At 58.0% G+C, this 15,738-nt stretch carries 13 protein-coding genes and 1 pseudogene; 4 read left to right on the forward strand and 10 right to left on the reverse strand.

Annotated elements, in window-relative coordinates:
- Positions 1 to 182: 182 nt before the first annotated feature.
- Positions 183 to 1,181 carry a Gfo/Idh/MocA family protein gene (locus CBW42_RS07095; protein WP_087019151.1) on the forward strand — a complete coding sequence of 333 codons (999 nt, stop codon included), beginning with the start codon at positions 183 to 185 and terminating at the stop codon, positions 1,179 to 1,181.
- A 112-nt stretch (positions 1,182 to 1,293) separates the two neighbouring features.
- On the opposite strand, the gene CBW42_RS07100 is transcribed toward CBW42_RS07095, so the two are convergent.
- The 9 genes and pseudogenes from CBW42_RS07100 to CBW42_RS07140 form a co-directional block, all read right to left on the reverse strand.
- Complete coding sequence (locus tag CBW42_RS07100) at positions 1,294 to 2,505, reverse strand: GTP-binding protein (protein ID WP_087019153.1); 1,212 nt, start codon at positions 2,503 to 2,505, stop codon at positions 1,294 to 1,296.
- Positions 2,506 to 2,721: 216 nt separating this feature from the next.
- Entirely contained in the window at positions 2,722 to 3,585 is an 864-nt protein-coding gene (locus CBW42_RS07105) for a DegV family protein (protein ID WP_087019155.1), read from the reverse strand.
- 35 nt (positions 3,586 to 3,620) lie between these two features.
- Positions 3,621 to 4,055: a MarR family winged helix-turn-helix transcriptional regulator gene (locus tag CBW42_RS07110; protein ID WP_087019158.1), complete on the reverse strand. Its 435-nt coding sequence runs from the start codon at positions 4,053 to 4,055 to the stop codon at positions 3,621 to 3,623.
- Positions 4,056 to 4,734: 679 nt separating this feature from the next.
- Positions 4,735 to 5,562: pseudogene (locus tag CBW42_RS15245) on the reverse strand (PSP1 domain-containing protein); the annotation flags it as partial.
- 65 nt (positions 5,563 to 5,627) lie between these two features.
- Positions 5,628 to 6,614, reverse strand: a complete 987-nt coding sequence (locus CBW42_RS07120; RefSeq protein ID WP_087019163.1) for a DNA polymerase III subunit — start codon at positions 6,612 to 6,614, stop codon at positions 5,628 to 5,630.
- Positions 6,601 to 8,076, reverse strand: a complete 1,476-nt coding sequence (locus tag CBW42_RS07125) for an aminotransferase class I/II-fold pyridoxal phosphate-dependent enzyme (RefSeq protein WP_087019165.1) — start codon at positions 8,074 to 8,076, stop codon at positions 6,601 to 6,603. Before CBW42_RS07125 ends, CBW42_RS07120 begins: the two co-directional genes overlap by 14 nt.
- Entirely contained in the window at positions 7,997 to 9,088 is a 1,092-nt protein-coding gene (gene alr, locus CBW42_RS07130) for an alanine racemase (RefSeq protein WP_087019167.1), read from the reverse strand. The genes CBW42_RS07125 and alr overlap by 80 nt, the downstream gene beginning before the upstream one ends.
- A gap of 13 nt (positions 9,089 to 9,101) precedes the next feature.
- A complete protein-coding gene (locus CBW42_RS07135) occupies positions 9,102 to 10,346 on the reverse strand; it encodes a lipid II:glycine glycyltransferase FemX (protein ID WP_087019169.1) in 1,245 nt (414 codons plus the stop codon).
- A gap of 182 nt (positions 10,347 to 10,528) precedes the next feature.
- Positions 10,529 to 11,350, reverse strand: coding sequence for an epoxyqueuosine reductase (locus CBW42_RS07140; protein WP_087019171.1), 822 nt, complete (start codon positions 11,348 to 11,350; stop codon positions 10,529 to 10,531).
- Between the two features lie 298 nt (positions 11,351 to 11,648).
- On the opposite strand from CBW42_RS07140, the gene serC reads away from it, so the two are divergent.
- A complete protein-coding gene (gene serC / locus CBW42_RS07145; protein WP_087019173.1) occupies positions 11,649 to 12,734 on the forward strand; it encodes a 3-phosphoserine/phosphohydroxythreonine transaminase in 1,086 nt (361 codons plus the stop codon).
- A 64-nt stretch (positions 12,735 to 12,798) separates the two neighbouring features.
- On the forward strand, positions 12,799 to 13,965 hold the full coding sequence (locus CBW42_RS07150) for a phosphoglycerate dehydrogenase (protein WP_087019175.1): 1,167 nt from the start codon (positions 12,799 to 12,801) through the stop codon (positions 13,963 to 13,965).
- Positions 13,966 to 14,103: 138 nt separating this feature from the next.
- Here the strand turns inward: CBW42_RS07150 and CBW42_RS07155 are convergent, their stop codons facing one another.
- Positions 14,104 to 14,829, reverse strand: coding sequence for a GntR family transcriptional regulator (locus tag CBW42_RS07155; protein ID WP_087019178.1), 726 nt, complete (start codon positions 14,827 to 14,829; stop codon positions 14,104 to 14,106).
- Between the two features lie 360 nt (positions 14,830 to 15,189).
- Between CBW42_RS07155 and ybaK the strand changes: the two genes are divergently transcribed.
- Positions 15,190 to 15,675, forward strand: a complete 486-nt coding sequence (ybaK, locus tag CBW42_RS07160; RefSeq protein WP_087019180.1) for a Cys-tRNA(Pro) deacylase — start codon at positions 15,190 to 15,192, stop codon at positions 15,673 to 15,675.
- Positions 15,676 to 15,738 lie beyond the last annotated feature (63 nt).

A 15,738-nucleotide genomic window follows, 5' to 3' on the forward strand; every position in this document is an offset into this window, starting at 1 on the left:
CTCTCTCAATCTTTGTTTCAGTATAACATGTGCACCGCCCTCTGCACAGAGGTTGACTGAAAACCTTTCTTTTTTGCCTGCTTCTCCAAGTTTTTCCGGCAGCACATTCCGTATACTTGAGACAGATCGCAACACAACTATACCGAAACGCCCACACCCTTTCCGCAAAGGAGGAACCCTACATGAAACATCCGAAGATTGTCACCGTCGGCGTTGTCGGCGCAGGCGGCTTCATCGGTCAGTATCATCTCAAGCGCCTGTCCACCGTCATCGAGGGCGTCCGCATCGGCGCGGTTTATGACATCAACCGTGAAAAGTGCGATGCCATCGCCGCACAGTATGGCGCAGTCAGCGAGGCAACCACCGAGGAGCTGATCGAGTCCCCGGACATCGATGCCGTTGTTGTCACCGCATGGAATGCAGCTCATGCCGACCTGACCCGCAAATGCATCGCCGCACACAAACCGGTATTCTGTAAAAAACCGCTCGCAACCACACTGGAAGACTGCGCTGCCGTCGTCCAGGCGGAAAAAGAAGCGGGAGAATCGCTGGTACAGGTGGGCTTTATGCGCCGCTTTGACCCGGATTACCGCAAAATCAAGGAAATTCTGAAGTCCGGCGAACTGGGCGCACCGCTGATGGCGCACTGTGTCAGCCGCACCCCGCGCATCGCGCCGAGCCATACGACTGCCATGTATGTCACCAATATTGTCATCCATGAGATCGATCTGTTCCGCTGGCTTCTCGACGAGGAGCTTGTCAAGGGACAGATGCTGTTCCCGCGCTCGACCAGCCTGGCGGCAGAAGGTCTTGCAGACCCGCAGCTCGCCCTGATGTGGTCGGAAAGCGGCGTCCTGATCGATGTGGAAGCCGCGGCAAACAGCTACTACGGCTACGACATCCAGTGTGAGCTGGTCTGTGAAAAGGGCACCATCCGCCTGCCGGATCCGGCGGCACCGATTGTGCGTTCCCGCCTGCAATGCGGCTTTGCCATTCTGGACGACTGGTCGCAGCGCTTCCCCACCGCGTATCAGATGGAACTCCAGCACTGGGTCGACTATGTCCGTGGACGTGTGTCCCAGCCGGGCCCGGGCTGCCAGGACGGCTGTGCCGCCTGTGCTGTCGCGGAGGCGCTCATCCGTTCGCAGACAACCGGCCAGGTGGAGTCCGTCACGCTGTAATCTTCGCGTTCTCACTTTTTTCTTTTTCTCAATCTCTTTTATGTCTCAAGGAAAAAGCATCGGCAGATCCGAAATACGGGTCTGCCGATGCTTTATTATGATATCGTGATATTTATTCTTCGACCTGTTCTTTTTCCGGCTCCAGAACAGACGCACAGCGTCCGAGCATGCCGGACAGCGCTGCCAGCACCGTGCCGTAATTGGCAATCGGCACGCCCGCCTCGCGGCAGATGGCCACGCGCGCCTGCACCGAGCGCTGGGTCATCGAGCAGCCGGAGCAGTGAATGACGAGATCATACTTCTCGATCTCATCCGGCAGATCAAGACCAAAGGAATAGTCGATACGCAGTTCCTCGCCTGCCAGCCTGCGCAGCGCGCGCGGGATTTTGACGCGGCCGATATCGCGGTGCATGCTGCTGTGCATGCAGCCCTCCGCGATGAGAACGCGGCTGTCCTTATTCAGTGAAGCAATCGCCTGCGTGCCCTCGATAAAGGTATCCAGCTCACCGGTTTGCAGACCGTACAGAAGCGAATACGAGGTCAGCGGAATGTTCTCCGGCACGAGGTCGCGCACCATGCTGAACGAACGCGCATAGGCAATGACGAGGTCGATGTGCGGCATCTCCTGAATCGTCGCCTCCAGATGCTCCTCCTCGACAGCGACAACGCGCGCGCCGTGGTGAACCAGCTGGGTGAGCATCTGATGCTCGTTGCGGATCGGGCCGCCGCCGGACGGCGCCATCAGCAGCAGGACATAATCGCCCGGCTTGACCAGTCCCTCCGGAATGAGCGGAGCTTCCTGCACATTGATAGCACGCACCATCTGCGACAGGCGTGCGCGCAGCAGGGAGATGGAGCCCGGTGTCTGTGTGGAAATAAAAATGGCATCCGGGAATTCGGTTTTCAGCTGTGCGATGGTGCCCGCATATGCCTCATCGCAGTGGTTGAACACCAGCAGATACGGGATCATGTTGCGCTCCAGCCATTCATGGTCGCGCGTATATGCCTCGCGGTCGAATTCCTGCATGTTGATGACATAAATCGCAATATCCGCGCGGCGGATGATGTTCAGCGTGCGGCGCACCTGCTCGTCGCCCAGCTCGGATGTATCATTCAGACCCGCCGTGTCGATCAGTGTCGCATTGCCCGCACGACCGAGCTTGCACAGGCCGACCACCGGGTTGTATTTGGATGTGCCGGTGCTGACTGCCATCTCGCCGGTCAGCTGCTTAAAAATACTGGTTTTACCGCTGCCGGTCTTGCCGAACAGCACAATATGCCGATTATTGCCGTCTAAAACGGCGGAGTTCTTGTTCTGCTTCATTGCTGCCTATCCTCCCGCCCGGGGGAGCGCCTCCTTCTGAAAGCTGGACTGTCCATACAGCTTTATTGTACTAAAGATACTTCTCATTATAGCATGAAAATCTGAAATGTACAGCATGCCGCGACGGTTTTCAGACAAAAAAGACTGTCATTTTCCCGCACTGCTACACGGAAGGAGAACGCGACTTCATCCGCGGGAGTAAGCCTTCGGAAACCTTTACCAGCGCGCCTGCTTTTCTTCATAGGCGAGCGCAATGCCGCCCGGTCCGATATAGGTGCCGATAACCGCACCGATTTCCACGGATGTGATTTCGATATCACTGATATGCGTCTGAAGCATGCGGGTGATGGTCTGCACGCGCTCCGGCGCACAGGAGGAAATCACCGTCACGCGGTGCAAGTCGGCGGCATTTTTCAAAAAGCCGTCCACGAGCTTTTTACAGCCCGCCTGTATGCCGCGCACCTTGTCGATGCTGGTTGCCTCGCCCTCAGACAACGTCATCAGCGGCTTGATGCCCATCAGCTTGCCCGCGAGCATGGTCACGCTGCCGATCCGTCCGCCCTTGCGCAGATAGTCCAGGGTATCGATGATAAAATAAATGCCGACATGGCTTTGCAGATACGTCATGCGCACCAGAATTTCCTGCACGAGCTTTCCCATCTTCGCCATGCGCGCCGCTTCGACGGCGAACAGTGCGACGGCTGCGGATGCATTCAGCGAATCAATCAGGTGGATATGCGGCTGGAATCCGTCCTCACGCAGCAGGCGCCGCGCCATGGAAGCGCCTCCGATGGAACCGGACAGCTTAGAGGACACCGTAATGCAGATGATATCGTCGCAGTCCTCATGCCTGCGGAATTCCTCCATCCAGTCATCCAGTGTCGGCTGGCTGGTTTTGGGCAGCGTCTTGCTCGCCGCGAGCTTTTGGAAAAACTGCTCGCCGCTCAGGTCGACGCCGTCGCGGTAGGTCGTGCCGTCTTCAAAGGTTACGCCCAGCGGGATGACGGAAAAACCCGCCTGCTTTGCGCGCTCCGGCGTGTAATCACAGCTGGAATCCGCAATGACTGCTATTTTGCCCATAGTGCACTCCTCTTTTCTTTCTCGTCCCGCGCACTTCAGAATGTGCCGAGGAAATCCTCAATTTTTTGCAGCGCGCTGCCCAGCACGCGCTGTTCGTCATCAGTCAGCCCGGACAGCGCGGAATCGATCAGGTTATTATGAAACTGCTGATGATAGTGATACGCCGCCCACCCCTTCGGTGTCAGCGAAACGAGCACGACGCGCCGGTCATGCTTGGCGCGCACCCGCTCGATCATTTCCTTTTTCTCCAGCCGTTCACACGCGATAGTCAGCGTCGCCAGCGTGATATCCAGCGCACGCGCAATGTCCGACATGCGGGCACATTCCATATCTCCGATTTTCTCGAGAATGTGGATCTCCGCAATCGTTACCTCATCGTTCAGTCCAGCGGCAAGGGCGCGCTGCTCAATCTTGTTGATTCGTCCGAAAATTTCCACCAGAAACGTATTGACCTGCTCATGCACAGACATGCCCTGTCACCTCCTTCGGATAATTAAGTAAACTAACTAAATTACCTTCAGTGTACCACGTTCCGCGGCGAATAGCAAGCAAAACCGGCGGTTTCGCGCACATTTTTTTGCAGAACGGAGGTGTACTGTAAAATGTATGCAAAAAAACTCCCTGTATCCGGTCAGATACAGGGAGTCGGGCTCAATCCTTCTTTTCAGCTGTGCCGGACGGCTTTCCGTCCCCGCTCTGCGGGCGGCGGCGCGGGCGGCGGCGGCGCGGCTGGCGATGCGCGTCGACAAATTCACCGCCGGTACTGTCTGTCGGGCGGCGCTCCTGACGCGGTCGCTCCGTTTTGTCGCCGTTTTTCTCACCGTTCTTCTCATGGCTGCTGCGGCGGGGTTCGCGGCGCGACGGCTTGTTTTCCCCCTCGTGCTTCTGCTCGCCGTTCTGCGGACGGCGGCGTCTGCGCGGACGGTCAGAGCGGCGGTGTTCGCGCTGCGCCTTGTCGCCGGACGGCTCACGGTTTTCCATTTCCTGTTCCGGCGCATCCGCCTGTGCATCCTGCACCGGCTTTGTGGCCTGCGGTACCGCAGGCTGTTCGGATACCGGCTTTTCCACAGTTTTTTCTGCGGCGAGTTTTTCCGCAACCGGCTTTGCCGCCTTTTCTGTCGGCTCTGCCGGCTTTGCAGCCGCGTGCGACGGGCGACGCTGCTTGCGCGCTGCCTGCAAAATCTGGCACTCCTGACACTTATAGCAGTGCGGCGTGCCGGGGTCATCATCCAGCACGACGGTGCACGTGCCGCGCAGCAGTGAGGCATCGGTGACAACACCCGGTCCGTCCGGCGTCTGCACGGTGGAATCCGGTCGCGGCGTGACGCGTCCCAGCTCCTCATATGCCTCCTGCTCGTACTTGAGGCAGCACATCAGGCGGCCGCACGTGCCGGAAATCTTAGTCGGGTTGAGTGACAGGTTCTGCTGCTTCGCCATGTTGATGGACACCGGCTGGAAATCGTCGAGGAACGACGCACAGCACAGCGGCCGGCCGCAAATGCCCAGGCCGCCGAGCACCTTTGCTTCATCGCGCACGCCGATCTGGCGCAGCTCGATGCGGGTGCGGAACACGGACGCGAGGTCTTTGACCAGCTCGCGGAAATCCACACGCCCGTCGGCGGTGAAATAAAACAGCACCTTGTTGAGGTCAAACGTGTATTCGACCGAGACCAGCTTCATATCCAGCTTGTGCTCGGCAATTTTCTGTTCGCAGATGCGGAAGGCTTCCTTCGCACGCTTCTGATTGGTTTCGACGACCTTGGCATCCGACGGGGTTGCCACACGGATGAGCTTTTTGAGCGGCTTGACCACCTCGCCCTCGGCGACATCGCGGTTTGCCAGCGCAACCTCGCCGTATTCGACACCGCGCGCGGTCTCTACAATGACATTCTGCCCGACCTCGACCTGTATGCCGCACGGGTCAAAATAATATACTTTTCCGACTTTTTTGAATCGGACTCCGATAATCTGAGCCAAAATTGTTCCTCCTGTTTATGAGAAAAAACGCATATGCGTTTGCAAGATGAGAATCCCCGTTCCCATTACTTTTGAATGCGCTCATAGCTCCCCGCCGCAAGACAGCCGGTGAGCAGCGCCATACCGGGGTTGCGGCTGATGCGGGAATCCAGCTCGCCCATCCAGTCATACAGCGCGAGCAGCTGCCGCACGGTCAGTGCGCGCGCCAGCGCGTGCGACTGTTCCCACAGTGCGGGAAGCAGCGGTGTCTGCATGCCGTTCGCATCAAAAATCGCGTCGCGCAGCGCCGTGCGCAGCGCGGCGAGCACATGCGAAAACTGCTGACGGGAGAGCGATGCACACTGCTCCGCCGCGCGGAACAGTTCCAGCTCCTCGCGCGATGCCAGCGCGTCCGCAAACGCGCCTGCGTACGGCACCAGCTCACCGGTGTCATCCGACAGCGCCGCGACCGCGTCGCCCGCGATGCCCTGACAGCCTGCGGCGGCAGCCTGAAGCTCCGCCGCACTTTTGTCCGGATATCTGCGCCGCAGCAGCTCCATCACCGATGCCGTATCCAGCGGCGCCAGCGCAAAGCGCGTGCAGCGCGAAAGAATGGTCGGCAGAATCGCGCCCGCATTTTCCGTCATCAGGATGAAAAACGCATAGGACGGCGGTTCCTCCAGTAGCTTGAGCAGTGCATTCTGCGCGGAGGCATTCATATTGTGCGCATGGCGGATGAGAAAAACACGCCGTTCGCCGTCGCCCGGCAGTACGGCGCAATCCGAGCGGATGGTGCGCGCGGTTTCGACCTTGATCTCTGCGTCGCCCATGTCGATGAGCGACACATCGGAATGCAGGCTGTCCGCGACCTTGCGGCAGGCGGTGCACACGCCGCACGGGCGCACGCCGGTGCTCTCGCACAGCAGTGCCGCCGCGAGAATGCGCGCAAGCGTCAGCTTGCCGATGCCCGACGGGCCGGTCAGCAGGATCGCCTGCGGGAAGCGTCCGTCGAGCGCATGCCGCAGCGCGTTTTTCAGATCGGTATTTCCAAGCAGGCTGTCAAATGTCAGCATAATGTGCCTTTCTTTCGGGGATTCCTGTTTCGTCCATCACGCAGATGGGCGCAGTATCAGTATACCATCCGGCACGCAGGAATTCAATGTGAACTTGCCCGATGCGCTCGCCCGGATACAGCAGCGGCACGCCGGGCGGATATGGCGTCAGTGGGCGCGCACAGATCCGACCGGCTGCCTGTGCAAGCGGCACCTCCCGCCGTGCGGCAAACCACGCCTGCCGCACGGAACACGCGCGCTGCGGCGCGGGAAACGGCAGCAGGGGAATCGGTTCCTGCGGCCCGCGGCAAAACCGGCTGTCGCGCAGCGCGCCCATCAGCCGGGCATATGCGCGCTCTGTGTCCGCTCCGGTACAGATGCACACGATGTGGTCGCGGTCGGACATCTCGACGTCGATGCCGAAATCGGCGTGCAGAATTTCGTTTAATTCGTGTCCGGTCACGTTCGTGCCGCGGCAGCGCACGGTCAGCCGGCACGGATCGAGCGGTACAATCTCATCTGTCAGCGCGGAAAACACCGTGGTTCGATCAATCTCCCGCCGCAGCGCCGCGACGCGCTGCGCGCACCGTGCATAAGCCGCCGCGCCCTCGCCTTCCAGCCACGCGCGCGCGAGGTCAATGGAGGCGAGCAGGACATACGACGGGCTGGAGGTGCCAAACATCGGCGCGGTCTCCAACAGCGTATCAAACGGGATACGCCCCGACGACAACAAAATAGCGCTCTGACCGAGTGCGGGCAGCGTCTTGTGCGTGCTGACCGCCGCGAGGTCTGCGCCCTGTTCGATGGCGGACGGCACGCCGACCGCCGGAAAATGCGCGCTGTGTGCCGCATCCACGAGCAGCGGTACGCCGTGCGCATGGCAGAGCTCCGCGAGCGCAGGAATCTCCTGCATCACGCCGTAATAATTCGGCGAGGTGACGAGCAGCGCAGCGGCCTGCGGCGCGCGCGCAAACGCATCCTCCACCTCCTGCGGGTCAATCCGACCGGGCAGGCCGGTCTCATCCAGCGGATGCGGCACGATAAACTCCGGCGTCAGATCGAGCAATGCCATGGCATGCGTCACAGCTTTGTGGCAGTTGCGGTCAACGAGCAGCGTGCCCCCCGCCGGGACTGCTGCGGCAATCGCAGTCATCAGTGCCTGTGTCGAGCCGCCGGTCAGGAACAGGCAGTCCGCCGCGCCATAATAACGCGCCGCCGCGCGTTCTGCCGACAGAATCGGCTCATCGCCGGCATATAAATTTCCTGTGCCCTCGATTTCCGTATAATCGATGGCAAACGGATGGTTGAGCTCCGGCAGCACAGGTTTCCCCTTGTGCCCCGGCATATGAAAACGGGCGGCCTTTTGAGCCGCCTGTTTCCGTAATTGCTGGTATAAAAATGCGTCAGACATATTCCTTTGGTACGAGTGGGCTGAGGTACAGCGGGTTGACGTCCAGAATGGCGGTATCGCCGTTATGGACATCCAGTCCGGTCACATCGACCGACACATGGCACAGGCCAACATGTCCCAGCACGCGCGCGCGCTGGCCGTTGACTGTGATATAAATCGCGCCTTTTCCCAGCCCGTTTTTGATTTCTCCGATGATATAACGGATGACGTCGCGGAAGCGGTACAGGTCTTTTTTCTTCTCCACAGAGAAGCCGTCGGTATAGCCGACCGGAACGACCGCAATGCGCGTCGCATCCTTCGTGACATAACCCGCGCCGTAGCCGACGGTGTGCCCCTTCGGGACAGTGCGCAGCTCGATGACGCGGCTCTCCAGATAGCCCAGGCGGTTCAGTCCCGTCGGAGTTTTCGCCGGAATGCGCCCGGTGAACGCCGAACCGACGCGAACCGCATCGAGCATCAGGTCGTCGTAGCAGAACAGGCCGGAGGAATTGGCTGCATGCCGCAGGCCGCAGTCCACACCGTCCGCCTTCAGCCGCTCCGTAATATTGCACAGCTGTTTGTACTGCGCGCGCGTCGCCGCTTCATCCGCAAAGGCGGAATGGAAATGCGTATAAATACCGGTGACCTGAATGCCCGCGCAGTGGGTATACACCGCCTTGATCTCTGCGTACTGATCGGGCAGGAAGCCATACCGTCCCATGCCGGTGTCAATTTTGACATGTGCGCGCGCCTGTGTGCCGCAGCCCTCTGCGACCTCGTTCAGGCAGTATGCCGCCTCCGGCGAACCGACGGTGGCGATGGCATTCGCCTGCACCGCCTGATACGCCTCATCTGCCATGGCGGTTGAGCGCATGACCAGAATTTCCTGCTGTGTGAAGCCCAGCTCACGCAGCTTGACTGCGTCCTCCGGCTCGGTGACGGCGAACATCGTGATGCCGGTCTCCGCCAGCACCTGTGCCATCTGTGCCATGCCGAAGCCATAGCCGTCCGCCTTGAGCACCGCGATGACCGGTACCCCTGCCCGTTCCTGAATCCGGCGGGAATTTTCCGCCAGCTTGTCTCTCTCTATGACGAATTTCTTCATCCCTCGCCGTCCTTTACTTGCTTTCCGGCTTTGCGTCGGTTTTTTTCTCCGCTTTCGGCTCTTCCTTCTTTTCGCCGCGGTGGTCGCCGGTCAGGTTCTTCGGCTTGGAGGTATCGAGCGCCGCATTCTTCTTCAGGAAGCGCTTGCGGCGCAGGTTGCGGTAAGTAGACTGTCCATGGACAACAGCAAAGTGAACCGGCTTGTTGAATACCAGATCGTATTCGCCGACGAACTGTACAAGATCGCCGTTGAAATCCTTCTTAAAACGGTACAGGCCGTACAGCGGGTTATCCGGTGTCAGGTCGCCCGATACACCGCGGAAGTCGTAAATGCGGCAGCCCTTCTCCAGTGCCCACTGGATCATCATCCACTGGAGCAGGTAGTTCGGCATCAGCTTGCGCACATCGAATTCCTTCGTGCCGTTGGCGGATGCGCCGTAGAGATACCAGACCTTGTCGCCGTAATAAATCGCAAGTGTGCCTGCAATCGGCTTGTCTTCATAAAATGCCATGTACAGGCGGGCATTGTCCCCCATTGCGTCGAGCATCTTGTTAAAGTAGCTCGCCGGACGGGTCACGAAGCCGTCGCGCAGGCCGGTCTCCATCATCATCTTGGAGAAGAACGGCATCATTTCCTTGCCGCACAGCTTGATCTTGACGCCGCGCTTGATCGCCTTGCGGACTTTGGTGCGCGTATCGGTCTTGAAGTGCATGATTGCGGCTTCGCCCTGCGTGTCATCGACCGAGATATCAAACGCCTCGCCCGGTGCGGGTGCCGAAAAGACCTTCTCATTCTTCATCCCGGATACATCCAGTCGGAAGACGAAGTTCGGCTGGATGCCTTCAAAGTTCTTGCCGTCGCCGGTGGCGTTGCGGAAGCCGAGATGCTCCAGCTCCTCGATGAACTGCTTGTCCTCAATGGATACGTCCGGGTCGAGCTTGAGCACATAGGCATGGTACTTCTTGGCGAGCACGCGCGCACCTGCAATCAGCTGCTCCATCGTTTCGCGGTCATGCGGGTCGCAGACCGGGCCGCGGCAGCCGTACATCAGTGTCCACGGCAGATGCGGCAGATTGCGGATGAGCACTGCCAGCGAGCCGACAATCTTGCCATCCTCGCCGCGCACGACAATGGCTTCCCACTTCCAGTTATCCTTGAGGTTTGCCCACTTTTTGGACTGCATAAAGTGGCCGTACGGATGACCCTCGTTAAAGGCTTCGTATTCGGCCAGCGTTTTGTCATTTACAAATTCAAACATCAAATCCATCCTCCTGATAAAAAATGGAACCGTTTTTTCTGTTTCTCTTTTCCGTCTATTATACCACCGGATTGCGCGCGGGTCTATGCGCGTCCGGCGCGTTCTTTTTATTATATGCCTTTTTTCTGCGTGCGACAATGCACAATGGGCAGAAAAACCGTGAAAAACCGCAGCGGCTTCCGTCACTTTTGCCGTTTGAGCGACAGATTCCGTGCAAGCGGCGCAGGTCCGCGCCATGTAAACGCGCGTTCCGGGAACGCAGCAAGGAATTGCTTCCGCGTCAGCCCGTCCACATTGTCTGCTTCCAGCGAGCAGATGCGGTTTCCCCGGAATGCCGGATTGGTGGTCTCGGCGGCATCCCGATTGAGCGGACAGGCAAGAGAGCAGATGTCACAGCCCCAGACCAGCGGATGATGTGCGAGCTGCCGCAGCTGTTCCTCCGTCATCGGCTGTTTGCTTTGCGTCAGTGCCGACAGACAGCTCGCTTCATCCACACAGCCATGCTGCAGTGCCTGCGCCGGGCAGGCGCGTGTGCACGCCCCGCAGCCCGGGCAGATTTCGCGTGCCGACGGCGTCGGCGGCAGCTCCAGATCGGTCAGCACCGTGCCGATAAACACAAAGCTGCCATAGGTGCGGTCAAAGATCAGCCCGTTTTGCCCCAGAATGCCCGCGCCACTCACCCATGCCGCGCGCACCTCCGGCAGCGGTGATGCATCCACAAGCGGTACAAAGCGGTTCTGCGAAAATTCCTGCCGCAGCCGTGCGCACACCGGCTCCAGTGCGCGCATGATCACGGCGTGATAATCCAGCCCGCGCGCATACAGCGACACGTTGCCTGCATCGCGCACCAGATATGGAAACAGCACGACAATGACGCGCGCCGCGCCCGGACAGCGCACCTGCACCGTGCGCACTGTCTCCTCGTCCAATTCCAGCGCCGACAGGCGGCAGATGCCTTTCCCACCCGTATGCGGAATATCGAAAAATCTGGAAAGAAAATCCATATCGGTACCTCTTTGGTATGTGTTGGATGCATCCAGTATACCACCTTTACACTACATCCTGCAAGAATACGTCCGCCAACCTGCAAAACAGACAAAAAAATACCAAATCCCCCTCAGAATTCCGGCAGACAGACGAAAACACGCCCTGCATCTTGACAACGCCGCCTCAAATGCGATTTAATAGGAACATAACACATTTTAGTAATGTGAATCGTAATAATATTTATGAGGGCTTCTCTTAAAATTTCAGTCATTCTGTGAAGCCTTCATGCACGTTTGAAAGGCAGGTACCTCTCTCATGTCCGATGGAAGAATTTATAACTTTTCGGCAGGTCCGTCCATGATGCCGCTGCCGGTTCTTGAAAAAGCCGCAGCACAGATGCTCAACTACGAGGGCTCCGGCATGTCCGTCATGGAGATGAGTCACCGATCTAAATACTACGACGATATCATTAATGGCGCACAGGACGTACTGCGCCGCGTACTGAATATCCCGGACAATTATAAAATCCTGTTCATGCAGGGCGGCGCAACCATGCAGTTCTCCGCCATCCCGCTGAACCTGATGGTCACCGGCAAGGCAGACTACGCCATCACCGGCAACTTTGCCCGCAACGCGGCAAAGGAAGCGCGCAAGTTCGGCACCGTCCAGATTGCCGCTACCTCTGAGGCCGACAACTTCACCTGGATCCCGACGCAGGATCAGCTGAACCTCGACCCGACCGCAGATTACTTCTATTTCTGCGCAAACAACACCATCTTCGGCACCGAATGGCATTATGACCCGGAGACCGGCAATGTACCGCTGGTTGCCGACATGTCGTCCAACATCCTGTCCAAGCCGGTTGATGTTTCCAAGTACGGCCTGATCTATGCAGGCGCACAGAAGAACATGGGCCCGGCAGGTATGGCAGTTGTCATCATCCGTGAAGACCTGATGGGCCACTACCGCGAGAACATGCCGGTACTGCTCGACTTCGCGCTGACCGCTGACAAGAACAGCATGTACAACACGCCTCCCACATACACCATCTACATGATGAAGCTGGTTGCTGAGTGGGTTGAACAGATGGGCGGCGTCGAAGCAATGGCAAAGCTCGCTGACAAGCGCAGCTCCATGCTGTACGAATTCCTCGATTCCTCCGAACTGTTCAAGGGCGCTGCACAGAAGGCTTCCCGTTCCCGCATGAACGTCACCTTCCGCACCGGCGACGACGAGCTGGATAAGAAGTTCATCAAGGAATCCATTGAAGCCGGCATGACCAACCTGAAGGGTCACCGCCTGGTCGGCGGCATGCGCGCTTCCATTTACAATGCAATGCCGGTTGAGGGTGTCGAGTACCTCATCGACTTCATGCAGAAGTTCGAGAAAAACAACAAGTAATTTTCCCCGTTTCTGCCATGCCCGCACAGCCGCGGGCATGGCGGTCGTTTTGAAGGAGTAGAACATGTATCAGGTAAAGCTGTTTAACAAGATTTCCAAGGCAGGCACCGGCCTGCTCACCCCGGAGAAGTACACCTGCGCGGATGATTTTGAGGATTATGATGCAATCCTCGTCCGTTCCGCAAAGCTGCACGACCTGGACTTCCCGAAGAGCCTGAAGTGCATCGCACGTGCAGGCGCAGGCGTCAACAACATCCCGCTGGACAAATGCACCGAAAACGGCATCGTTGTCTTCAATACCCCGGGTGCAAATGCAAATGCCGTCAAGGAGCTGGTCATCTGTGCTCTGCTGCTGTCCTCCCGTGATATCGTCGGCGGTGCAAACTGGGCAAAGACCCTCGCAGGCAACGGCGACGCCATTGGCACAATGGCAGAAAAAGGCAAGTCCAACTTCGCAGGCTGTGAAATCGCAGGCAAGACACTGGGTGTCATCGGCCTCGGCGCCATCGGCATCAAGGTTGCAAATGCTGCCCTCGCACTCGGCATGGAAGTCATCGGCTATGACCCGTACCTGTCCGTCGATGCAGCTCTGAAGTTGCAGCGCGGCGTCCGCTACACCACCGAGATCAACGACCTCTTCACCGAATCGGATTACGTCACGGTACACGTCCCGCTGATGGACGCGACGCGCGGCATTGTCGGCGCCGACGCAGTTGCTATGATGAAGGACGGCGTCCGCATCCTGAACTTCGCACGTGACGGCCTGTGTGACCAGAAGGCCATCATCGACGGTTTGGAATCCGGCAAGATCGCAGCATACTGCTGTGACTTCGCTTCCGAGGAAATGCTCGCGCAGCCGCACGCACTGTGCCTGCCGCATCTGGGCGCTTCTACCGCAGAGAGCGAGGACAACTGCGCAGTCATGGCGGCGCAGGAGATCATGGATTACCTCGAGAACGGCACCATCCGCAACTCGGTCAACTTCCCGAACCTGAAGGTTCCGCGCGAGGCAAAGACCCGTATCTGCATCATGCACCGCAACATGCCGAACCTGATCGCAGAGCTGTCCTCCACGCTGGCACAGCACGGCATCAACATCGAAAACATGGGCAGCCGTCCGCGCGGCGAGATCGCCTATACCATCATGGATACCAACAGCGAGCTGACCGAAGAAATCAAGGCAGCACTCAAGGCGGTAAATGGCGTCATCAAGTTCCGCATCATCCTGTAATTTCATTCATTGCAAACGTCCGCCCCGGTCAAATGATCGGGGCGGTTTTTCTGTATGTGCACATCCGTGCGGACACGCAAAAGGGGCAGCCGGAAAATCCGGCTGCCCCTTTTTATGAAATCATGGCAGATCGGTTGTTTATTTTTCGCGGATTCTCGTAACAGAGAAATTGAACAGCTCACTGTCGAGATAATCCACCGTGAACAGCACTGGATTGCCGCGCGAATCAAAGTGCTGCTGTACCAGACCGAGAATCTGTACATCCCGGTCACCGCGCACCTGTACCGCCAACGGATCTCCCGGCTTCGGGATGGTCAGGCTGGAATTGGAGCGGCTGACGAAGATACCCTTGCGGCGCTCAAAATAGGAAAACAGTGAATCCGGCATGTGCATCGGGTCGAGCTCATCCGCCAGATAAACCGGTATATAATGCAGGCTCGCACAGATCGGCATGCCTGTCTTGGTGCAGCGCGTGCGGTTGATATAGAAGACATTGACACCCGGCTTGACACCCAGCGCGGAAGCGATGTCACGGCTCGGAATGGTCAGCCCGGTGGTATACGAGCTCTGTCCCTCGGAGATTCCCGCCTGACGGATCATGTCGCTGACGGAGCACAGGCGCGTCAGATCGTTCTCGTTCTTTGCAGAGACTTCCATCAGGAATGTGCCGACGCCGTGTTTGGAATAGATGACACCCTCGCGGCGCAGCAGCTCGAGCGAAGCACGCCAGGTCTCGCGGCTGATGCCAAAGCGCTCCGCCATCTTCATTTCAGACGGCAGGCGGTCTCCTGCCTGAAACACGCCCTCACGGCACAGCATCATAAACTCTTCCTTCGCACGAAGCGATGACGACATTCGTTTCATTTCAAAGCCTCCAACTCATCCAGACCTGTCTCTCAGGTGGTCTGCACCTCATCTCCAAAAATGTATGATGTGATTTCCAACTTGTCTGCTTCTCTTTTTGTTGTATTCAGTATACCACGATTCCGAAAAAATAAAATTCGCAAAACAACCAAAATGCGGGCTCGTGCACACAGCAATTTGTACATTTACGTGCTCGTGCACGCACTTTGCTTGCGTGCGTTTTCCGGCGTGCTTCGCGTGCAGTCTGCGTGCAGGGTTCTGCAATCCCCGGTCTGGTTTTCTCAGACAACTGCCCGGCTGGTACAGCACCGTGTTTTGGTGTATAATACCGTATGCAAGCAACATCAGGAGGTCTGTATTATGGCAGAAATCAAAACGAACGCAATGCGCATACTCGATCGCGCGAAAATCCCCTATCAGCACTATTCCTACGAAACCGACGGTGAGCATGTCGACGGCATCTCAGTCGCCACGAAGATGGGACAGCCGCTCGAGCATGTATATAAGACGCTGGTCACAGCGGGCAAATCCGGCGGACACTATGTGTTCGTCATCTCGGTCGCCGCCGAGCTCGACCTCAAAAAGGCGGCAAAGGCAGTGGGAGAAAAGTCCGTGCAGATGATCCACGTGAAGGACATCAACAAGCTGACCGGCTATATCCGGGGCGGATGCAGCCCCATCGGCATGAAAAAACAATTTCCGACCGTGCTGAGCGAGTCGGCGCGCGCGCTGGATACCGTGATTGTCTCAGGCGGAAAAATCGGCTTTCAGGTCGAACTGAAGCCGGATGCTCTGCTGGGTCTGATCGGCGGCAAATACGGCGATATTGAGGTATCCGAAGCATAAAAAAGGCCTCCCTCAAAACGGGGAGGCCTGAGGCGGGGAAAGCGGTACAGCTCCCGCCTGTCT

The sequence above is a fragment of the Butyricicoccus porcorum genome, from assembly GCF_002157465.1.
Classification (GTDB): domain Bacteria; phylum Bacillota; class Clostridia; order Oscillospirales; family Butyricicoccaceae; genus Butyricicoccus_A; species Butyricicoccus_A porcorum.